Genomic DNA, 20444 nt, shown 5'->3' with positions numbered 1-20444 from the left:
AACTGCCTGGTAAACTTAGTCTGTGGCTTGATCGCCTACTGCCACCAACCCAAGAAGCCCTCCCTGCTCATTGACACTGCTCTGCCTGCGTTTGCTTAAGCCGAATTGACGTTTTTTACTGTCGGTCTTGCAGCGATGACTCTATATTCTCTGCTTCTGCAATGCTTTGTTGAGCAGTAAATGGTTTCCCATTTGCGCCTTCTAGAGCGGAAGCAGGAGTTTCAGCCTCAATTCCAGTTTCCGATTCATCCGAATCCTGAAACACAATCCGCAGGAAGGCTGGAGCCAGGAAGGTTGTCAGAATCACCATCACGATGATGGCAGCTTCTAAAGACTTAGAAAGCGTGCCTGTTGCCGAACCAACTCCGACAAACACCAAGCCTACCTCTCCTCTGGGAATCATGCCCACGCCGATCGCCAGTCGATTAATGTTGGGTTTTCCAAATACCGCTAGTCCTGTGACCAGCTTGCCGAGGATGGCAACCACGACCAGAAAGGCAGCAATGACCAAACCCTCACGATTTTCAGGAATTGTCGGATTCAGAACGCTCAGATCTGTGCGCGCTCCAACCACCACAAAGAAAATCGGAGTGAGAAAGTCAGCCAGGGGAATTATCTGTTCTTCTAACTCCTGCTGCTTGTCGGTTTCTGCCAGAATTAGCCCTGCAGCAAAAGCGCCCAAGATTGCCTCTAGCTGAATTGCCGCGCCGATGTAAGACAGGATGAAGGCAAAAATTAGAGCTGATAGCAGCAGTTGCCCTCGTGTTTTGAGTTTGTTAACCAATGCCACAAAATAGGGGCTGAGCAAACGACCCACCAGAATTGAGCCAACTAGAAAAACGCCTGCCCCAACAATCAGGTAAATTACATTGCTAATTTCGATTTCACCGGTCTTTGCCAGACTTGCAACAACTGCCAGTACGACAATTCCCAGTACGTCATCCAGTACGGCTGCGCCAATGATGATTTGCCCCTCCTCAGAACTGAGGCGCTGGAGCTCAGCTAGCACTTTGGCTGTTATGCCGATGCTGGTTGCGGTGAGGGCAGCCCCAGCAAACACCGCCGGAATCGTAGGTAAACCAAAAAACACAATCAGCCCAGCCGTGCCTGCCGCAAAGGGAACTACGACACCCACGACCGCTACCACAGCCGCCTGTGGTCCAACTCGAATCAGTTCTTTTAGGTCTGACTCTAAGCCAATTTCAAATAGCAGGATGATTACCCCTAGCTCTGATAAGACTGAAATCACCTCACTCTCAGTCTCAAAAACGCCCAGGGCTGCATCAGGAGACAAACCCGCTGTCGCTTCTAGCAGAGCAACAATCAGTGAATTTGTTCCCTCGATCGCACCGTTTGGAAAAACTATCAGGTGCAGCGCAGAGATGCCTACCACTACCCCGCCCACCAACTCTCCTAAAACAGCGGGCAGGTTAATTCGGGCGCAAAGCTCTCCACCAATCTTGGCTGCCAAATAAATGACAACCAGACTCATTAACACTCCAGCTAGCACCAGAGGCGCATTTTCGGCTTCTGGTGTGGCTGCTAGTAGAGGAGCGACGCCACCGTGAAATTGAAGTAAAGGATTTTGTAGGGATGCAACTGCCCAAGAAGTCAGATCTACCATGCGTTCGACAGAACTCATCCTGTCTACTGTACAAGTTTCTTCACAGGATCAGAAACATCTAAATAACGTTTCTCTACAAAGAGGATACAGATGGGAGGGCAACTCCACGTCGCGGAGTGCCCTCCCATCTGTACTCCCCTACCCCGGTGTTCTAAAACAGAACCTAAGCCTAAACAAACACGCGATGCTGAAGTGAAGGCATTTGACGGCGAACTTGCTCTAAACGAGAAGGTTCGATTGCGGCGATCGCTGCACCCGGTTTGTCGCCTGCATCTGACAAAATCACGCCCCAGGGGTCAATGATTACTGCATGTCCGTGAGACTGCCGCCTAGAATTGTGTTTTCCGGTTTGGGCTGGCGCAATTACATAGCAGGTGTTTTCGATCGCTCGGGCTTGCAAAAGTACTTGCCAATGGTCTTTGCCCGTGTAGGCTGTGAAAGCAGCCGGAACGAACAGCACTTCTGCCCCCATTTGAGCTAGGTGGCGATAAAGCTCAGGAAAGCGCACGTCGTAGCAAACTGACAGCCCCAGATTGCCCAGCTCTTTAGAGGGATAAACGGGTGGTAGCTTCAGCCCAGCTAGTACGGTATGCGACTCCTGGTAAGTGTTGCCATCGGGAAGGTTCACGTCAAACAGATGCACCTTTTCGTAGCGCGACAGTTCTTCCCCATTCGCACCGATTAACAATGCCGTGTTGTGAACCTTGCCGTTTCCACTTGGTACTGGAAAGCCGCCGCCTAGCAGCATCACCTGATAGCGCTGCGCCATTGTTTTGAGAAACTTTTCGCTACCTTGAGCGATCGCCTCTGCTTGAGAAATCTTGGCTTCCTCATCTCCTAAAAAAGAAAAATTTTCGGGCAGACAAACAAGCTCTGCCCCTTGACGCACGGACAAATCAATCAGGTCTTCTGCCTGCGCCAGATTTTTTTCCAGATCGGGCAGGCTATTCATTTGGATTGCAGCAGCAAGATAAGACTTCATACGCTTCATCAACACAGCGGAAAAACTACGGCAGTCGGTGCCTAACCTTAAATTCTCCGTTAAAAGGACACCATTTACTTAAAGTTTATCTAAATTGGCTGGCTAAGTTTTTTAGAGATGAGATGAAGTAACTTCTTGCCTTTGGGGGCGATCGCTATTAAGTAACAGACCTAGCCAGTTGACAGTTACATTTAATGCTTTAGCAAAGACGATAGTCTTTCTCAACACGGAGAGAAAGACTATCGTCTTATGGAGCCATTAAAAAGAATAGATTTTCGAGAGAGAAGCCGAAACGGAAAACAATCCGACTGTTCTTGCAGAAGTAGAGGAAGCGAGGCAAGCTCACAAGTCAGAAACTTATTATCCTAATTCAAAGGTATGTGACCTTTGAATTAGGATAATCTGATGAAATATAAAGACACGAGTTCAGGTAGAAAACTTTTAGGCGATCGCCTGTTTAGATCCAGAACTAAACTCCAAAATAGGTAGAAAAATAGGTAGCCGCGATCGTACAAAAATCCCCTGCTAATGCAGGGGATTTCTTTGACATCCGATTCACACTTTGAAGCTAGCTTTTTGGCAGGTCAACCCTGATCTCTTTTGCCTTCTTTCGCCTTAGTAAACCCGACGAGCGGTGAACTGGTAGTACAAGAAGATTGCTAGCATTGCGCCCAGAACGGCAATCAGCAGACCAGGAAGTGTGAAGCCAACCGAAGCAAGGGCAAATTGACCCGTGGTCAACAGGGTGTAGAGCGTTCCACCCAAGAATGCACCGATGATACCGAGCAGCATTGTGCCGAGGATGCCGCCGCTTTGGCGACCGGGGTAAAGCGCTTTAGCGATCGCACCTGCAATCAAACCCAACACGATCCATGCAAGAATTCCCATTTTTTCTCTCCTTCGCTTAATTGTTAGCTTTTGTTCAGTTGCTTTTACAGGGGTTTTGAATCAAACCGTTTTGCAAGTTTGCAAATACTCTATTCTCAAACTACGAACTTACCGAATCAAATTGACCCTAGATGCCTACCGCTTTCAATTTGTTGAAAAGTTGTAATCTTTCAACTTTTAAAGCAAGGTAGAGAGAGCAATAAGCGCTTCATTTACATCTGTGTCAGTGAACTATATGCACCGATTTGCAACACTCATGTTTATCACATTTAAGTCACAGTTGAAGAATCACTAGTGTGAGATTTCATTCGGTGCCGTTTCTATGTTTTAAAGATATCAATTCACAAATTTAAGAGACACTATCGGACGGATGAAGTTTAAGTCATAGAACTAGTCGCCTCTCCCTACCCTGATGTATAGCAACTTGAAAAAGCTAGAGCTTAAACCCTCTGTCAAAGGAGCGATCAAGCCTGAAGGATGGTTCCTCCAAAAGCGAGAGCGAACCCAGAACGACCGGACTCCTGAAATCTATTGACACCCCCGCTACACTTGAGGTTACGGGTCACTTCCTCTTTGTGTGTATCAATGATTTCTGAACTCTTAAGGGCGATTGAGTCGCTGGACGTTCCTGCGGATTGGGTTGGGTTACGAGCCGTTAAAGAATCGGTTGGGGTACGAGCGGTACGAGATGGTTTGCCTCGCAGCAACGGCAAGTCAGTTAACCAGGGCGTGATGGTAGAAGTCCTGGTGAATGGACAGATTGGCTATGGTGCGACAAACTCACTAGATCTAGATAGCCTGCGGGCAGCAGCAAAACTCGCCTATGAGCAGGCGATCGCCGCTAGCCCGTGGACAATTCATCCGCTGACTCCAGCGGCACGCCCCAAGGTAGTGGGTGAGTATATTTCTCCATTTGTGAAACCGCTGGATGCACTTACACCAGGGGAAATCAATGATTTGCTGGTACGACTGTGCCAAACATTGAAAGTTTCTGACCAGATTGTGCAGGCGGTGGCAACGGCGATCGCCAATGAAACCGAAACCTGGTTTGTCAGCAGCAACGGCTCTGAGGTGTACCAAAAGCTGGTGATGTTAGAGACCCACTTTGGCGCAACTGCTCAAGAGGGGGCGATCGTGCAGCAGCGCAGCAACAATGGCTATCTGGCACACTGCTACCAAGGTGGTTGGGAATTATTTCCAGAGCCAAACCTGTGGGAACGAGCCACTCAAGTTGGCGAACAGGCAGTAGAACTGTTGACGGCAGAAGATTGCCCCATCGAAACCACGACGCTAGTGCTGGCTCCTGACCAGATGATGCTGCAAATTCATGAGAGCGTTGGGCATCCGTTGGAGCTAGACCGCATTTTAGGCGACGAACGCAACTATGCAGGCGGCAGTTTCGTCAAACCGCAGGACTTTGGACAGCTTTCCTACGGCTCCGAGCTGATGAACATTACTTTTAACCCCACCGTGCCGGGAGAGTTTGCCAGCTATAGCTTTGACGACACGGGCGCACCCGCCACGCGAGAATATCTGATTCAAGAAGGCGTGCTGCAGCGGGGCTTGGGCAGCCTTGAAAGTCAGGCAAGAACGGGCATTCCGGGTGTTGCCTGCGCCCGTGCTTCCTCCTGGAATCGACCACCGATCGATCGCATGGCAAACCTCAATTTGGAGCCAGGAAGCGATTCCTTTGAAGCCCTGACAGGTGACATCGAGCGGGGCATTTACATGGAGTCCAACCGTTCCTGGTCAATTGATGATCAGCGATACAAGTTTCAGTTTGGCTGCGAATACGCCAAATTAATTGAAAATGGCAAGCTGACCAAAACACTGCGAAATCCCAACTATCGGGCAACTACGCCAGAGTTTTGGCATAGCCTAAAGCGGATTGGCAACGACACCACCTGGCAAATGTACGGCACTCCATTTTGCGGCAAAGGTGAACCCAATCAGGTGATTCGCGTAGGTCACGGTTCCCCAGTTTGCGTGTTTGAAAATGTGGAAGTGTTTGGAGGGGGAGAGTAATGCTGGAAACGCTGACAGAAAGTACAACCAACAGCCCAATGGAAACGACCTTTGACCAGATTGTTGCAGCCGTCTTGTCAGAATTAGGGACAGACGAACAGCTGACCCTGCAACTCACTGGAGAGCAAAGTCAGTTTGTCCGATTCAACGGCGCAAAGGTGCGGCAGACGGGCAGCGTTGCCGATGGTGAGCTGCATTTGAGCCTAATGAAGGGCGATCGCAACAGCTACCGCGAATTTCCCTTCACCGGAAAGCTCGAAACCGATTTGCTCCAGGCACAGGCAGCCCTAGAAGAACTGCGCGAAGAAGTACCGCAACTCCCGGATGATCCGTATCTGGTATGGCCAAAAGGAAATGCCACTAGCCACGAAGTGAACAAGGGAAAGCTGTTAGCGGCGGGGGCGATCGCCTCCTCCATCCTGCCCGAAGTCACGGGTTTGGACTTTACCGGCATCTACGCAGGCGGTTCGTTAATCCGGGCCTACGCCGACTCCGCCGGACAAAAACACTGGTTTGCCACCGAAACCTTCTCGCTTGACTATTCCCTCTTCACCGAAGATGGGCAAGCCGTCAAAGGCACCTTTGCTGGCAGCGAATGGAGCCAGAAAGCCTATGCCGCCAAACTTGCCGAATCCAAACTCCAGCTCGAAAGACTAGCCCAAACGCCAAAACCCGTTCCCAAAGGACAATATCGCACCTACCTTGCCCCCGCTGCCGTCGCCGAGCTCATGGGAATGCTCTCCTGGGGTGCAGTCAGCGAATCCTCCATGCAGCGAGGCGGTAGCGCCCTGGGACTGCTGCAACGCGGCGAAAAGCAACTTTCCCCCCAATTCACCCTCAAGGAAAACTTTAGTCGGGGCTTAGTTCCCCGATTCAACAACTGGGGTGAAATCGCGCCCGTCGAGCTACCGCTTGTTGAAAACGGCAAGCTGGCTAACACTCTAATCAACTCTCGCACCGCTAAAGAATATGGCAAAACCGCCAACGGTGCCGACGAAGGAGAATCGTTGCGATCGCCCGAAGTTTCCCCCGGCAACCTTGCCACCGCCGACATTCTCAGCAAGTTGGATACCGGACTGTACCTGTCCAACTTGCATTACTTGAACTGGAGCGATCGCCCCACCGGACGGATCACCGGCATGACCCGCTACGCCTGCTTCTGGGTAGAAAACGGTGAAATCGTCGCCCCCATCGAAAACCTACGCTTCGACGAAAGCCTCTACCGCTGCTTCGGCGAAAACCTGATCGCCCTCACCGACTTCCAGGAATTCATCCCCGAAGTCGGCACCTACGGCAACCGCAGCCTAGGAGGAATTTGGGTGCCAGGAGTCTTGAGTGAGGAGTTTACTTATACGTTGTAGGGACTAGGGGCTAGGAGCTAGGAACCAGGGAGTGAATGCAGGCAAAGCCTGCAACTAAACAAACCCTTGAGACACCACAGATGCGAAGCGCGTCATGCCACCTATCCCAGACTAATCGGAGGGGGTTTGGGGGACGCGTTCGTCCCCCAAGGGGGGTTTGGGGGAGACCCCCAAGGCTCGGATTCTTTTAACCAAAAAACAGCCTACAAAGAGGACCGCTTATCGTGAACCTGCCGCCTGAAAATCCCCCAAATTAAACAAAAACGGTACTCCTCCCGACTCACCATTCGTCACCAACACATTCGGCATCTGAGCGCCACCCTCTCGCCAAGCCTCGATCGCCTCCTTCAACAGCACCAATTCACCCCCCTCAGCCTTCAGCGTCTCCGCCAACAGCCGCTGAGCTTCCGCTCGCCCCTGAGCCCGGTTGATATCCGCCTGAGCCGCCTGAGACGCTTCCTGAGCCACATAAACTGCCCGTTGGGCCCGCTGTTCCGCGATCTGCTTTTCCTCTACCGCATTGGAAAACTCGCGAGAAAAGCTGAGGTCGATCACACTGGTGTCTAATACGATTACTGCGTATTTTTCCAGGCGATCGCTCAACGCATTATCAAAATCCTGCTTCAGTTCATCCCGCTTAGTGATTGCCTCCTCCACCGTTCTGCGGGCAGCCGCGATCTTAAAAGATTCCTGGGTTTGCGGCGCAATGATCTTAGAAACCAAATTTTGCAACGTTCCCTGACTCCGTCTGACTTGCACCACTTGAGTGGGGTCAAGCCGAAAGTTAATGGCAAAGCTAGCCGTCAAGTCCTGAAGATCCTTCGTCGAGCTTTGAGCCGGAACCTCAAACTTTTGCACCGTCACGTCATACACATCGACTGCCGAAACCAGCGGTGGCTTAAAGTGCAGCCCTTCTAGCAAAGCACCATCCCTCGCTTTGCCCAGAATGCTAATCACACCCGCCTGACCTGGGTTAATGATGACGAAAGAATTGAGTCCGATGAACAGAATTGCCGCAACCACAATCCCTAAGATTAAGCCAGACAAATTCTGTGTGTACTGGTTCTTCAAGTCTGCTATCTCCTTGTTGAGCACTGATTAAGCACTGAGCCAATCTGCTTAAAGGCTAGCAGGGGAGTGAGAGGAATTGGAGGTTAGGGTCAGGAACCACCTTGAATCCAAGACGATTAGTCGAGTTTGAGGGCGTTGACGGGTACATCTTCCCAGGATGTAACAGTTCTGAGGCGAGCAACCCAACCTGCGGCTTTTTGCTCGTCTGTGAGATTTTCCTCATACGAGTCGTGACACGCTTCTGCGTGTTCCTGGTTGCAGCAAGCAATGCAGGAGGAAATGATGCCTGACGGATCGACTTGTTCATTCACCCAAATAGTCATGATGTTTTGCTCCAAGAGTAGGTAGTTGGGGCGATTGGTTGTGCCACTAATTTGGTTTTATCGAAGAAAGTTGGGCAAAGCAAGGAGTTTCAACAGTTTTCAATGTTATTTAGCAGTTTTTGGGAAGTGGATGAGGGATGCTGGAGGTGAGCGAGGTTTCGTGAAGGAATCCGAGCCTTGGGGGTCTCCCCCAAACCCCCCTTGGGGGACGAACGCGTCCCCCCAAACCCCCTCCGATCAGTCTGGGTAGGTGGGATAACGCGCTTCGCATCTGTGGTGTCTCAGCAGTCTGTGGTGCAGGCTTCGCCTGCTGGTTCCCCTAGCCTCCTCATCCCTAACTCTTAGCTCCGCTCCCAGCAAGACTAGCGATCGCCTCACCCGTCACCCGACAAATTCTCCAGTCCGGTAAGATGCTTGCGCCCATGTATTGGTAGAAGGCGATCGCCCGTTCGTTCCAGGTTGCGACTAGCCATTCCAAACGTCCACAGTGGCGATCGAGAGCAATCTGAGCCAATTTTGCCAGCAGAGTTTTACCAATTCCCTGAGCCCGATATTCGGGTAGGACGAATAGATCCTCTAGATAAATTCCGGGTTGCGTCAGGAAAGTGGAATAGTTAGGCGAGAAAGTAGCAAACCCAACCAGTTGACCCGCTTGCTCTACGACCAATGCTTCTAGGTAGCGGGGAGAACCAAACAGGTGCTGACTCAAGGCATCTGGATCGCTGTTGAACTGGTGAAGCTGCCGGTCAAACTCGGCTTTAGCTTGAATCAGTTGAAACAGTTCAGACATATCATCTGACGTGGCTGGACAAATTTGTGCCGCGATGTCGGAATTGCCTAAAGCAGCAGTGTGTGACAGACGGTCATGGGTAACGCGACAAATGCGGGTGTCTTCGCCAATGGTGGCTCCAATTCGGCGATAGAAGGCGATCGCAGGCTCATTCCAGTCCAGCACCGACCATTCTAACCGTCCGCCATCGCGCTCTAGTACCCGTTGCGCCAGGTGTGATAGCAGCATCTTACCGATTCCCTGTCCCCGGCATTCCGGCAACACAAACAGGTCTTCCAGATAAATTCCGGGTTTCGCCAAAAACGTGGAGTAGCTGCCAAAAAATAGAGCAAACCCTACAGGCTTGCCGTCCTGCTCTGCCAGGATTGCTTCAACGCAGGGGCGACCAAACAAATGTTCTCTCAGTGCCTCAGTGCTTCCCACCACAGCATCCGAAAGCTTTTCGTACTCCGCTAACCCCTGAATTAGGGCAAAGAGAGTCGGGACATCATCAGCCGTAGCTGAACGAATCAACACAGTCGAAATGGCAGAAGGATTGAGCATAGGGAATTACGGCAAAAATTTTCCCTATCACCCTAGCGCGACCGCCTACCACCGACGCAATCGACCCGCAGCATTGCTGCTATCGAAATCTTTCATAGTCCGGCGCACGAATCAGCGCAGCCAGCCCTTTAACCGTGCTGCGACCTGAGGACGGCGCAGCTTTCGCATTGCCTTCGTTTGAATTTGGCGTACCCGTTCCCGCGATAGGTTAAACAAGCCACCTACTTCTTCGAGCGTATGCGCTTCCCCCGTGGTCAGCCCGTAACGTAGAGAGATGATGTCCTTCTCGCGTTCTGTCAGCACGTCGCCCAAAACGCTGTAAATTTCCTGGCGCATCATTGTCTCGCTCATCTGCGCCTCTGGCGATTGGGTATTACTGTCTTCGAGCAATTCCATCAGTTCGGTATCTTCGCCCTTGCCGACGCGATGGTTGAGCGAGAGCGATCGCCGCCGCACCTGTTGCAGGTTCCGCAGTTGCTCAGGAGTTAGCTCCAGCGCTTCTGCCAGTTCATTCTCAGTCGGGTTACGGTTTAGCTCTTTCCGCAGATCCCGGTGCGCCTTTTTCAGCTTGTTCAGCTTCTCGACAATATGAATCGGCAGACGGATTGTGCGGGCATCATTGGCGATCGTGCGCGTGATCCCCTGCCGAATCCACCAGTATGCATAGGTGGAGAACTTGTAGCCCTTATCGGGGTCAAACTTTTCGGTGGCGCGATTCAGACCTAACGCCCCCTCCTGAATCAAATCCAGGAAAGGCACGCCCCGGTTGAGGTAACGTTTGGCGATCGACACGACCAAACGCAGGTTTGAACGAATCATTTTACGCTTAGCGGTGCGGCTGCGGTAAAGCTGATGCTCAAGCTGCCGTTCGGTTAGCCCCAAGTGATTAGCAATGTCTACCTTAGTCGGATTGCGGCCCAGTTCACTACGGAGGCGATCGCGCAACTCCTCAATTTCTGCAAAAAACTGAACACGCCGCGCCAACTCTACCTCTTCATTCGGTTTGAGCAAGGGGTAGCGTGCCATCTCCTTAAAGAAAGCACCCACGGCATCATCCGAAACCGTTTTACGATATCCGGGCGAATAGACCGCTGCTAAAGCATCCGGCTCATCATCAGGGGTGTCGAACGGTTCCAATTCCTCGCCTAATCCCTGACCCTGCAACCCTTCAAACAGCTCTGTGTGAGCAGAGGTGTCTAATGCTCCGCTGTCCTCAGCAAAAGCACCTTTCATTTTTGTATCTTCTGTTGCTAAAGTGCTGCTTTTATCGGAGAGAGAACTACTCATTGTCTGTCCCGAATTACAATTAAATATTGCTGTCATATTAAGACGGTCATCCTACTTATCATTCTGTTTGCAGATGTCGATGAAATACTAAATGTGACTGAGCTAACTATCTTGAAAATTTCTGCCTAATCTATCGATCAAGAAAAACTTTTTGTATTTTGTAGAGGATTAGCTGCTGTACTGGACCAAAGCAACAATTATGGCTTAAAGAATTAGTTTGAAAACTGATTGAATAGATCATACTCAAACACTAAATCAGAATCAGGTGTCACAATGTCTTCTGCTAAACCTACCTGAAACTACAGTCTTAGCTGTTTTCCTGGCTACAAAACTGCGTCACAATCGCATCAATGTTTTAAGCTCACTCTGTTAAAACTTATCAGCAACAGCAGCGCTATCCAGTGTAAACAGATCCTATAAGCCGTTATGTAATGTAAATACCCGATATGGGCGATACAGATATCGGCTGATAATCCTAATGCTATCAAGCTGGAATTAGACAGTCGTTCATAGCAGGTATCCTTCAGGTATCCTTAAACTCAGCAAAGCACTGTTCCGATAGATTGAATGTACTTAAATGGGAACAACTATAGCAACCTCTATAGATGCCCCTGAACCACTAGATTCTCATGGGCTTGATGTGAACCTATCTATCAATGGAGATAAAACGGTCGCGACTGATCTACCTGATTGGGGTGAACCTATTACTCATCCCCAAAAGTGTAATTTTTTGATTCTGTGAATAGATTATTCTCGATGGTTTTTGGCAGAAACGCTTAGGTTTCTTAGAACCGTTAGAAAATTCCTATACTTTTGTTTCCTTTTCTCATACAGTTTTTAATCTCACCTCCTAATAAGAATCCTGCTTGATCTGTGAAAGGGCTGCTATTAATGCTTTTAGCTTGTGTTTGAACAGAGGCTTGTGAAAGCGATCGCTCTCCCACAAAAGCTTTCACAACCTCTCAAGATTGCTACAGAAATGAGTGTTAATTCAGACAGGAGTTTGTAAAAAGGTTTGCAAACCAACGGTGTGTATGAATTTGAAGTAACAAAACTGGTGAACCGAGAGGAGCTTTAGCAACAATTTTCACAAACCTTTGGGTCTGCTCTAAACTAAATGAGAGCGATTCAGGCTGCCGCAGTTTAGTTGAGAATGCCTGGGTCCTATTTTTTCTTTCTCACTTGTGTTCATGCCTCAAAATTTGCTTGCGTCGGTGATGCCCGATAACGATGCGCCGTCCAACTTTGCCCGCAGCACCACCGCAGAAGCTAGAGGCACCTATGCAGATCCAGAGTGGGTTGAAGTTTTAGTTGATTGCCCCGGTGTACAGGGGCTATTTACCTATCGAACGGGTTCTGTGCAGGTGCAGCCGGGCGATATTTTGAGTGTGCCGTTTGGCGCACAGCAGGTGGGGGCGATCGCGATTCGTCTTATCCCCCAACCGCCCCCTGATTTAGACCTATCCAGCATTCGTCAGGTCGAAGAAGTCGTCAGCCCAGGCTTTTTCCCACCAACCTACTGGACTCTGCTGCATCAAGTCGCAGACTACTACTGTGCCACCCTAATGCAGGTGGTGCGGGTGGCGTTGCCGCCGGGGCTGTTGGGGCGATCGCAGCGACGCATTCGATTAACAGATTTAGCTAAATCTTTATTTAGTTCAACTGCGGACCCAACTGCGGTACTTGATCCCGCAGCAATGCAAGTTTTGGGCAAGCTGCAGGCACAAAAAGACGGAGACTATACCTGGCAATACTTGCAGCGACAGATCCGCGGGGCAAATCGGGGACTACAACAACTGTTACAGCTAGGCTGGGTAGAGAGCTATTTAGAACCTCCTACTGGCGTGCGCCCAAAACGGCAGCAGGCAGTTGTGCTGACCGCTAACCCACCAGACGTTTCGCTCAGTCTCAGGCAACAGGAGATTGTAGACGTATTGAAGCGGCGCGGCGGCGACCTGTGGCTCCAGGAACTGTTGCAGCTTTGCCACACTAGCTCATCGGTGCTAAAAGCGCTGGCGCAAAAGGGGGTTGTAGTGATTCAACCCCGAGAGGTGCTGCGTAGCGAAACGGGGCAGTCGCCACAGTCCGATTTACCCAAGCAATTAACAACCGCTCAGGCAGAGGCACTCGCGGCGATCGCTTCCCTCCAGGGCTATGTCCAGGTCTTGCTGCACGGGGTTACCGGGTCGGGCAAAACTGAGGTGTATTTGCAGGCGATCGCCCCCATTTTGCAGCAAGGAAAGTCAGCCCTGGTGCTGGTTCCAGAAATTGGCTTAACGCCACAGCTGACCGATCGGTTTCGGGCCCGCTTTGGGGCAAAGGTAAGGGTCTACCACAGCGCTCTATCTGATGGCGAACGCTACGACACCTGGCGGCAAATGCTCAGCGGCGCTCCGCAGGTCATTATTGGTACGCGCTCTGCCGTTTTTGCACCACTGCCTCATTTAGGTCTAATTCTGCTTGATGAAGAACACGACGGCAGCTTCAAGCAAGACCAGCCTGCCCCCTGCTACCACGCCCGCACCGTCGCTCAGTGGCGAGCCAAACTGGAAGATTGCCCGTTAATCTTAGGGTCAGCTACGCCCTCACTGGAAACGTGGGTATCTAGTCGAGTGAACCCTGAAAAGCCTATTTCCTCCTCCCTCGCCCCCCTTCCCCTCTACCTTTCCCTACCCAACCGCATCCAAGCGCGACCTATGCCACCCATTGAAGTGGTGGATATGCGGCGAGAGCTGAAACAGGGAAATCGCTCAATTTTTAGCCAGTCGCTCCAGGATGCGCTGAAACAGTTACAGGCTCAGGGGCGACAGGGTTTGCTGTTTATCCATCGACGTGGACACAGCACTTTTGTCTCTTGTCGGAGCTGTGGTTACGTATTGGAATGTCCGCATTGTGATGTCTCGCTGGCATATCATCAAACCCAGGCTGATGCTACATCTTGGCTGCGCTGTCACTACTGTGGCTATGGGCGATCGCAACCTTCTCACTGCCCAGAATGTGACTCTCCTTACCTGAAGCATTTTGGCAGCGGCACCCAGCGGGTGATGCAAGAACTGTCTCGGCAGTTTCCTCAACTCCGCTGTATCCGGTTTGATAGCGACACCACCCGCACCAAAGGCGCACACCGAACCCTGCTGACCCAGTTTGCTCAGGGGGAAGCCGATCTGCTGGTGGGGACGCAGATGTTAACCAAGGGGATTGACTTACCCCAGGTGACCCTAGTGGGCGTGATCGCAGCGGATGGACTGCTGCATTTAGCGGACTATCGGGCTGGTGAACGCGCTTTTCAAACGCTCATCCAGGTAGCCGGACGGGCCGGACGGGGAAACGAACCGGGAAAGGTCATTTTGCAAACCTACTCACCTCAGCACCCGGTCATCGAAGCGGTGCGGCGACACGACTATGAGCCGTTTGTTGCCACTGAGCTGCAACAGCGGCGATCGCTCAACTACCCACCCTACGGACAACTGCTGCTGTTGAGGTTAAGTAGCCCCGATGCAACAGCGGTACGTCAGACCGCAGAAAAACTGGCGAGTCAGCTTCGTCCCCTTTGCGATCGCACTCACTGCGAACTGTTAGGACCTGCACCTGCCGCCATTCCTCGCATTGCCCGCCGTTATCGTTGGCAAATCCTGATAAAGTGTCCGCCTGGCTCTATCCTGAATCGACCAGCACTGATCGAGTTGCGATCGCACTGTCCCGCCCAAGTCAGCCTTACGCTTGATGTAGATCCGTTAAGTCTGCTCTAATCGTCGAGGGTTGAATTTTTGTGTGTGGTACGCACAAAAATTCAACCCTTTCAGTCAGCTTTAAAACATGCTCTATTCCTGCTGCCGCTTGGCTTGCTGCTTTTGCCGACGACGGTGAGAGGCAATGATCGCCTTATCGACCGGAAAACCTGCAACTGGAATCACCTGAAATTTACGCTCTGCTTCAAGCTGCTTTAGCTCGGCATAATTGATCCAATGAATGCAATCAACCGGACAGGTGTCGATCGCCTCTTGAATCAACTCTTCCGAGTCGCCATCTTGCCGAATGACGCGCGATCGCCCGTAGTCAGCTTCGATGTAAAACGTATTGCGGGCAACATGGGCACAGTGTTTGCAGCCAATACAGGTAATTTCATCTACATAGACACCCTTTTGGCGCACCGTACCGCCGAGTTCAGGCTCTAACCCAGTACGCTCAGCCTGATTTCGCAATTGACCACCAAGTTCGGGCTCAAACCCCGTTTGGGCAGAATTGTCAGGCTGATCGGCTGAGGTAAAGGAAAAATCACTCATGAGATTAGCATCCTTACAATTCAAACAATCTGCCGATATACGGCTGATACAAGACAAGGGGCTTAAGCCCCTTGTTCTACACAAAATTCAGTTTGGATTAGGGCAGTCATTAAGCGCTCCAGCGCTGAAGTACCAGGCGGATAGAGCCGTCCTTATTTTGCTCTTGCTCGGCTACTTGAAATCCTTGACGTGAAGTTTCTTCGACTACGGTGTGGTAAGCATAACGCTGAGTCACGCGGCTCAAAAAGCCTTCGACGGTAAGCGGCTGTTGCCAATACTGAAGGTCGGCAATCAGCTCATATTCCTGACCGTTCCAGGTAAAGCCGATATCGTAGCCGTTGTCCTGCTCAATGGCGATCGCCGCATTGCGAGTTTGCCCCCGATATCCTCTGACCTCTTTAGGACCAGCCTGCCAGTCAACCCCAACATCGGTCAACGCAGCTTGCAGAGAAGAAAGGTCACGAATTTGAGTCTTGATTTGGCTAAAGTGTGACATGGGAATTTTGAATAAATTTGAAATGGTGAAATGGACAACTTGAAAAAACAAAACTAGGGAGAAAACTTACCACTCGCTAAAGCTGGCTCTCGTTTCGACAGAGGCAGACTGTTGCACGGGTTGGGCAAAATATTCGGAAGTTTGCTCTTGAGTTAGCACAATACCTAGACGGGACTCGATTGCAGCAGTAACTTCAGCGCAGGATGAACCTACAATCCCAGTCACCTTTTCCTGGACTCGACCGTCAGGATAAATTACAAACTCAAGTGTTTCCATTCGCCCGTACTACCCTTAACAATTTTTGAACTTTGACTAACAGCGTAGCCACTAAATATTGACTAACAATGTAGCTTCAGGTAGAAATCTGACTACTGCACTACGAGATAATTCTATTAAATTAGGCAGAAGAATTTGAATCAGTCTGAGTCAAAACGTAAGAAAGCTTAATGTAGCCAAGAGTCTGTGCTATCGCTAGTAGTCAGTTTCGCTTAACTTGCCAGTGCAGTCAAGAAACACGGGATAATGAGAGCTTGTTCAAGTTGAGTGAGACGCTATGAGTGGACAAGTCGCAAGGCAGGCACGTTCAGCAACGCAGCCACCGATGCAGGTAGGAGTACTGGGCTTTGGCGGGTTAGGGCAAGCCGCCGCCCGAATGCTTGTGCCAAAGCAAGAAATGATGTGGGTTGCTGCTGCCGATCAAAAAGGCTATGCCTACACCGGGTCAGGATTGAACTGGGATGAGTGCGTTGCTGCTTATCAAAAAGGGTCGCTGGGCTATCTAGAGCCAAGCGGAACGTTGAGCAATTCCAGCATTCAAGACTTGATCCAGCAGGCGGGTCAGGTGGAAGGCTATTTTCTGGCGCTGCCAAATCTGCCGAATACCTTTATGGCAGAGGTGGCGCGTCAGTTCATTCAGTCAGGTTGGCGCGGCGTGCTGGTCGATGCGATTAAACGCACCAGTGCGGTTGAACAACTGCTGCACTTGAGTGACGACCTGCAAGCGGCCGGAATTACTTATTTGACCGGATGTGGCGCAACGCCGGGGCTGTTGACAGCAGCAGCAGCGATCGCCGCCCAAAGCTACGCCGAAATTCACCAGGTAAAAATCACTTTTGGGGTCGGTATTGCCAACTGGGAAGCTTATCGCGCCACCATTCGCGAAGATATTGCTCACCTGCCGGGTTATGACACCGAATCCGCCCGCCAGATGACCGATGCCGAAGTTGAAGCGCTGCTCGACCAGACCCACGGGCTGCTCACCCTGGAAAATATGGAACACGCTGACGACATCATGCTAGAGCTAGCTGGCATTTGCAGTCGCGATCGCGTCACCGTCGGCGGAGTTGTCGATACGCGCAACCCCAAAAAGCCACTCAGCACCAACGTCAAAATTACCGGTCGCACCTTCGAAGGCAAAATCTCTACCCACACGTTCACGCTGGGTGACGAAACCAGTATGGCAGCGAACGTCTGCGGCCCTGCCTTTGGCTACCTCAAAGCCGGAATCAGCTTGCATCGGCGGGGCATCCACGGGCTATTTACTGCCGCTGAGGTCATGCCCCAGTTTGTCCGCTAAATAGCATGAATCCGATTGCGCCATTCTAAACGCACGTCGTGCGGCTAAATGGTGCAGAGCCGTATCACCTGCAATGTGGGTGATACGGTTCTGCGTATCTATAGAACTGCACTAAATCTAGTGCATTTGGCTGTTGACATCCTTTTGGTGTTGTGGGGTTTAACACCTTAAGGGTCGACCACCATTTGAACTTGGGCCAAGACGGGTAAGAATGATGAAGTTTACATTCCCTAACGTTCGGGTTGAGCTGCTGTAAGCGTACTTTCTTCTAAGCCAAAAATGTTCGATTTATCCAAAAGCAACCTCTCACCGCTGTTGATTGAAGACCAGAACACCCCTGAAACTCAGGACTCGTGGAAACATTCATTCCCTAGCAAAAATATTAGGAAGCTACCAGATCGGCTAGCCCGTCCCTGGATCAAGGTTGGACTTGGCTGTGGGGCGATCGCCCTTCTAGGAGCAGCAGGACTATTCTGGCGCTTTGCCCAATCCCAAAAGCCTCCCAGCGTTTGGATTTCTGGCATAGAAGTGTCTCAATCAGAGGCATCAAAAATCATTTCGTCGCCGCGTCCGACCCTCAACTCATTGTCCAGCCCGATTCCCCTCGCGGTTAATCAGACCAAATCCAAGCCAGACTCAGCCATCTCTAAGGTTTTTCCCCGAGAGATTGACTTGAAGATTGGGGAAACTGTCTCCATTCAAGGAGACCTAGAAGCCAGCACCCAGCCCTATATGCTGCAAGCCAAGCAGGGGCAAATTTTGACTGTGAGGCTACAAGGGGAAAATGTAGAAATGCAGGTACTGCAAGCAAACCAGCAACCCGTTGCTACTAACACTAGCCAAACTGCCACTTGGAGCGGTCAATTACCCGCCGATGATCACTACTTCATCCAAGTTTCTGGTGCTGGCTCCTATGCTCTCAGCGTCACTCTATTGCCGTCGCCTTAGACCCTTGAGCAACGTTTGAGTGACGTTATATTGCTTCAAAATCTATTGCTTGCCTCCGAGCATCATTCGGGTGACTAAAGAACGCCATAGCCAATCAGGCAGAATAGCGTGCATCAACAGGAAGGCTTCGCCATGTGGAGAATAGCGCAACCTTGGTGAGCGATCGCTTGCAGCCCGATAAATCGCTTTAGCAACCCCTTCTGGTCCAGGCAACGAGTCATTTATCCCTTCGCTGAACTGCTTCATGCGCTCAATTAAATCAACATAGTCGGGATGTTTTACCCAAATTGAACCCTGATTGATGAAGTTTGTTTTAATTCCACCTGGTTCAATGATCTTGACCTGAATGTTGAAACGCCGCAGTTCATATCGTAAAGCCTCAGAAAGCCCCTCCACAGCCCATTTCGTCGCGTGGTAACAGGAAGTCAGTGGAAAAGCAAGGCGACCTCCGATGGAAGCAACATTGACAATAGTGCCGCCTCCTTGCCGTTTCAGAATTGGCAGAACGATTTGCATCGTAGACATCAACCCAAACACGTTGGTTTGAAACTGTCGCTCTAATTGCTCAGGTGTAACCCCTTCGAGTGGACCCATGAGCGCATATCCAGCATTATTCACCAGTACATCAATTTGCCCAAAAGACTCTACTGTCTCATGCACCGCACTCTCAATCGTTTCAGGAGATGTGAGATCAAGACGGGGACAGATGATTTTTTCTGATTTTGTCCAGCTTTTTGGGGTGGGTGATCGCATTGTTGCTGCCACATTCCAGCCCTTTTGAAGAAAATACTTGGCAGTTGCTTCACCAATTCCACCTGAAGCACCTGTAATCAAAACTGTTTTACTCATGCTTGATATCGCTTCCAAAGTACTAGCTGATATCAGGCAGCGTAAACTATGGAGTATGCTCCACAGTCAAGTCAATCTTGTAAGGTTTAAGTTGCTGCAATGCTAATTGGTGAGCTGTCTAAGAAAACAGGATTATCGAAAGATACAATTCGGTTTTATGAAAAGATAGGACTAATTGTGGCAAGCGATCGCTGTGCAGGAACAAGACTCTACAAGGAATACAGCTCAGAAACGATAGAGCGCCTGCTAATGATTAATCAAGGCAAAAGACTGGGATTTACGCTGAACGAAATGAAACAATTGCTCGATGAGTGGAGCGGCGGCACGATGCCCAAGCAAGAGCAAATCAAAATCATTGAACGCAAAATTGAAGAAATCACTGAAAAAACACAACAGTTAAACACAATCGAAACTTACCTCGTCAACAAACTGAACAAGCTAAACGAAGAAGTAATACCGTAGGTTGGGTGACAGGTTTGACTTGGCGAGAACAGCGACGACAACGCTAGCCACACTACCAAATCTTTGCCATCTGCAAAACGAATCCAGGTAGTTCTGGGTCAGCGCTAACCGATGCAGGGTCGTTTAAGATTTCGGGTCTTTGGTTGGGTCGATAGAGATGAACGGTGCGGTTCTTGCGGTCAATCAGGAAACCTAGCAACGTGCCATTGTCAATGTACTCCTGCATTTTGGCTTGGAGTCCGGTGAGCGTGTCACTAGAAGACCGTAGCTCTATGACAAAATCTGGACAGATGGGCGCAAATGAAGCTTTTTGTTCTTCCGTTAGTGCATTCCAGCGATCGCACTTAATCCATGAAGCATCGGGCGATCGCGTTGCTCCATTCGGGAGAGTAAAGCCAGTGCTGGAATCAAAGCCAACTCCTGTACCATCCTGCTCTGCCCAACTTCCAAGCTGAACAGCAAGGTTGAAATTGCGGTTGCCCGTGTCAGAAAAGGCAGGTGGCATGATAATCACTTCCCCGGTCGCAGTTCGCTCAATCCGAAGATCTTGATTAGCCTGACAAAATTCGTAGAACTGTTCATGGTTCATGGTGGCGATCGAGGGGAGATTCACCGTCAGGGGAATGCTTTCGGTTTGGATGAGTAATGTTGTCATAGCCGATCTTCCTGATTGACGGATGTCATAGATTTACCCCAGATCACGTTCGAGAGCTTCGCTGCTGATAGACACAGCAGCGAAACAAAATGACTGTAAACCACTGCCTCATTGTAGGTTGGGTGAAGCAGGGCGGAACCCAGCAACCGTAGAGTCTAAGTTCGTTGGGTTTCATGCTTCAACCCAACCTACGCTGTTAAACATACAAAATTTTTCTCACTACTGAGCTCCAGCTTCCTCCCAGTTAAAAAAGTTGAGGCTTGGAAACTAGACAAAAAAGA

The 20444-nt window shown here is 50.4% G+C and carries 18 protein-coding genes and 1 pseudogene; 6 read left to right on the top strand and 13 right to left on the bottom strand.

The window, feature by feature from the left end:
* Positions 1 to 115: 115 nt before the first annotated feature.
* The 3 genes from H6F88_RS04485 to H6F88_RS04475 form a co-directional block, all read right to left on the bottom strand.
* The gene (locus H6F88_RS04485) at positions 116 to 1492 is read right to left on the bottom strand and encodes a cation:proton antiporter (RefSeq protein WP_242043300.1); all 1377 of its coding nucleotides are present in this window, start codon (positions 1490 to 1492) and stop codon (positions 116 to 118) included.
* A gap of 301 nt (positions 1493 to 1793) precedes the next feature.
* Positions 1794 to 2606 carry a carbon-nitrogen hydrolase family protein gene (locus H6F88_RS04480; protein WP_190641546.1) on the bottom strand — a complete coding sequence of 271 codons (813 nt, stop codon included), beginning with the start codon at positions 2604 to 2606 and terminating at the stop codon, positions 1794 to 1796.
* Positions 2607 to 3221: 615 nt separating this feature from the next.
* Positions 3222 to 3494, bottom strand: a complete 273-nt coding sequence (locus tag H6F88_RS04475; protein ID WP_190641545.1) for a GlsB/YeaQ/YmgE family stress response membrane protein — start codon at positions 3492 to 3494, stop codon at positions 3222 to 3224.
* A gap of 585 nt (positions 3495 to 4079) precedes the next feature.
* Between H6F88_RS04475 and H6F88_RS04470 the strand changes: the two genes are divergently transcribed.
* Complete coding sequence (locus H6F88_RS04470; RefSeq protein ID WP_190641544.1) at positions 4080 to 5519, top strand: TldD/PmbA family protein; 1440 nt, start codon at positions 4080 to 4082, stop codon at positions 5517 to 5519.
* Positions 5519 to 6880 (top strand): TldD/PmbA family protein, encoded by a 1362-nt coding sequence (locus H6F88_RS04465; protein WP_190641543.1) that lies wholly within the window; start codon positions 5519 to 5521, stop codon positions 6878 to 6880. The genes H6F88_RS04470 and H6F88_RS04465 overlap by 1 nt, the downstream gene beginning before the upstream one ends.
* Positions 6881 to 7099: 219 nt before the next feature.
* Here the strand turns inward: H6F88_RS04465 and H6F88_RS04460 are convergent, their stop codons facing one another.
* The 5 genes and pseudogenes from H6F88_RS04460 to H6F88_RS04440 all read right to left on the bottom strand — a co-directional run bounded on the left by H6F88_RS04460 (position 7100) and on the right by H6F88_RS04440 (position 10840).
* Complete coding sequence (locus H6F88_RS04460; RefSeq protein WP_190641542.1) at positions 7100 to 7951, bottom strand: prohibitin family protein; 852 nt, start codon at positions 7949 to 7951, stop codon at positions 7100 to 7102.
* A gap of 116 nt (positions 7952 to 8067) precedes the next feature.
* Positions 8068 to 8274 carry a glycogen debranching protein gene (locus H6F88_RS04455; protein WP_190641541.1) on the bottom strand — a complete coding sequence of 69 codons (207 nt, stop codon included), beginning with the start codon at positions 8272 to 8274 and terminating at the stop codon, positions 8068 to 8070.
* 334 nt (positions 8275 to 8608) lie between these two features.
* The gene (locus H6F88_RS04450) at positions 8609 to 9064 is read right to left on the bottom strand and encodes a GNAT family N-acetyltransferase (protein ID WP_190641553.1); all 456 of its coding nucleotides are present in this window, start codon (positions 9062 to 9064) and stop codon (positions 8609 to 8611) included.
* Positions 9065 to 9130: 66 nt separating this feature from the next.
* Positions 9131 to 9607 (bottom strand): annotated as a pseudogene (locus tag H6F88_RS04445) (GNAT family N-acetyltransferase); the annotation flags it as partial.
* Between the two features lie 111 nt (positions 9608 to 9718).
* Positions 9719 to 10840, bottom strand: a complete 1122-nt coding sequence (locus H6F88_RS04440) for an RpoD/SigA family RNA polymerase sigma factor (protein ID WP_190641540.1) — start codon at positions 10838 to 10840, stop codon at positions 9719 to 9721.
* 1244 nt (positions 10841 to 12084) lie between these two features.
* Between H6F88_RS04440 and priA the strand changes: the two genes are divergently transcribed.
* Positions 12085 to 14643 carry a primosomal protein N' gene (gene priA / locus H6F88_RS04435; RefSeq protein ID WP_242050386.1) on the top strand — a complete coding sequence of 853 codons (2559 nt, stop codon included), beginning with the start codon at positions 12085 to 12087 and terminating at the stop codon, positions 14641 to 14643.
* A 72-nt stretch (positions 14644 to 14715) separates the two neighbouring features.
* Here the strand turns inward: priA and H6F88_RS04430 are convergent, their stop codons facing one another.
* The 3 genes from H6F88_RS04430 to H6F88_RS04420 form a co-directional block, all read right to left on the bottom strand.
* Positions 14716 to 15177 (bottom strand): ferredoxin, encoded by a 462-nt coding sequence (locus tag H6F88_RS04430; protein ID WP_190641539.1) that lies wholly within the window; start codon positions 15175 to 15177, stop codon positions 14716 to 14718.
* A 109-nt stretch (positions 15178 to 15286) separates the two neighbouring features.
* Positions 15287 to 15673 carry a DUF1257 domain-containing protein gene (locus tag H6F88_RS04425; RefSeq protein ID WP_190641538.1) on the bottom strand — a complete coding sequence of 129 codons (387 nt, stop codon included), beginning with the start codon at positions 15671 to 15673 and terminating at the stop codon, positions 15287 to 15289.
* A gap of 66 nt (positions 15674 to 15739) precedes the next feature.
* Positions 15740 to 15949: a DUF2997 domain-containing protein gene (locus H6F88_RS04420; protein ID WP_190641537.1), complete on the bottom strand. Its 210-nt coding sequence runs from the start codon at positions 15947 to 15949 to the stop codon at positions 15740 to 15742.
* 277 nt (positions 15950 to 16226) lie between these two features.
* Between H6F88_RS04420 and H6F88_RS04415 the strand changes: the two genes are divergently transcribed.
* Together H6F88_RS04415 and H6F88_RS04410 are read left to right on the top strand one after the other, a co-directional pair.
* Positions 16227 to 17249, top strand: a complete 1023-nt coding sequence (locus H6F88_RS04415; protein ID WP_190641536.1) for a saccharopine dehydrogenase-like oxidoreductase — start codon at positions 16227 to 16229, stop codon at positions 17247 to 17249.
* A 279-nt stretch (positions 17250 to 17528) separates the two neighbouring features.
* Positions 17529 to 18197, top strand: coding sequence for a hypothetical protein (locus tag H6F88_RS04410; RefSeq protein WP_190641535.1), 669 nt, complete (start codon positions 17529 to 17531; stop codon positions 18195 to 18197).
* Between the two features lie 42 nt (positions 18198 to 18239).
* On the opposite strand, the gene H6F88_RS04405 is transcribed toward H6F88_RS04410, so the two are convergent.
* Positions 18240 to 19046, bottom strand: a complete 807-nt coding sequence (locus H6F88_RS04405; protein ID WP_190641534.1) for an SDR family oxidoreductase — start codon at positions 19044 to 19046, stop codon at positions 18240 to 18242.
* 99 nt (positions 19047 to 19145) lie between these two features.
* Here H6F88_RS04405 and H6F88_RS04400 point away from each other — a divergent pair, with 99 nt between their 5' ends.
* Positions 19146 to 19508 (top strand): MerR family DNA-binding protein, encoded by a 363-nt coding sequence (locus H6F88_RS04400; protein WP_190641533.1) that lies wholly within the window; start codon positions 19146 to 19148, stop codon positions 19506 to 19508.
* 52 nt (positions 19509 to 19560) lie between these two features.
* On the opposite strand, the gene H6F88_RS04395 is transcribed toward H6F88_RS04400, so the two are convergent.
* Entirely contained in the window at positions 19561 to 20163 is a 603-nt protein-coding gene (locus tag H6F88_RS04395) for a Uma2 family endonuclease (RefSeq protein ID WP_190641532.1), read from the bottom strand.
* Between the last annotated feature and the right edge of the window lie 281 nt (positions 20164 to 20444).

This window comes from Oculatella sp. FACHB-28 (assembly GCF_014696015.1).
Lineage (GTDB): Bacteria > Cyanobacteriota > Cyanobacteriia > Elainellales > Elainellaceae > JAAUTN01.
This window is presented reverse-complemented; position numbering and strand designations above follow the sequence as displayed.

Coding starts and splice junctions, on each gene's coding strand:
- H6F88_RS04485 (WP_242043300.1), bottom strand. CDS start 1,492: ATGAGTCTGGTTGTCATTTATTTGGCAGCCAAGATTGGTGGAGAGCTT.
- H6F88_RS04480 (WP_190641546.1), bottom strand. CDS start 2,606: ATGAAGTCTTATCTTGCTGCTGCAATCCAAATGAATAGCCTGCCCGAT.
- H6F88_RS04475 (WP_190641545.1), bottom strand. CDS start 3,494: ATGGGAATTCTTGCATGGATCGTGTTGGGTTTGATTGCAGGTGCGATC.
- H6F88_RS04470 (WP_190641544.1), top strand. CDS start 4,080: ATGATTTCTGAACTCTTAAGGGCGATTGAGTCGCTGGACGTTCCTGCG.
- H6F88_RS04465 (WP_190641543.1), top strand. CDS start 5,519: ATGCTGGAAACGCTGACAGAAAGTACAACCAACAGCCCAATGGAAACG.
- H6F88_RS04455 (WP_190641541.1), bottom strand. CDS start 8,274: ATGACTATTTGGGTGAATGAACAAGTCGATCCGTCAGGCATCATTTCC.
- H6F88_RS04450 (WP_190641553.1), bottom strand. CDS start 9,064: ATGTCTGAACTGTTTCAACTGATTCAAGCTAAAGCCGAGTTTGACCGG.
- H6F88_RS04440 (WP_190641540.1), bottom strand. CDS start 10,840: ATGAAAGGTGCTTTTGCTGAGGACAGCGGAGCATTAGACACCTCTGCT.
- priA (WP_242050386.1), top strand. CDS start 12,085: ATGCCTCAAAATTTGCTTGCGTCGGTGATGCCCGATAACGATGCGCCG.
- H6F88_RS04430 (WP_190641539.1), bottom strand. CDS start 15,177: ATGAGTGATTTTTCCTTTACCTCAGCCGATCAGCCTGACAATTCTGCC.
- H6F88_RS04425 (WP_190641538.1), bottom strand. CDS start 15,673: ATGTCACACTTTAGCCAAATCAAGACTCAAATTCGTGACCTTTCTTCT.
- H6F88_RS04420 (WP_190641537.1), bottom strand. CDS start 15,949: ATGGAAACACTTGAGTTTGTAATTTATCCTGACGGTCGAGTCCAGGAA.
- H6F88_RS04415 (WP_190641536.1), top strand. CDS start 16,227: ATGAGTGGACAAGTCGCAAGGCAGGCACGTTCAGCAACGCAGCCACCG.
- H6F88_RS04410 (WP_190641535.1), top strand. CDS start 17,529: ATGTTCGATTTATCCAAAAGCAACCTCTCACCGCTGTTGATTGAAGAC.
- H6F88_RS04405 (WP_190641534.1), bottom strand. CDS start 19,046: ATGAGTAAAACAGTTTTGATTACAGGTGCTTCAGGTGGAATTGGTGAA.
- H6F88_RS04400 (WP_190641533.1), top strand. CDS start 19,146: ATGCTAATTGGTGAGCTGTCTAAGAAAACAGGATTATCGAAAGATACA.
- H6F88_RS04395 (WP_190641532.1), bottom strand. CDS start 20,163: ATGACAACATTACTCATCCAAACCGAAAGCATTCCCCTGACGGTGAAT.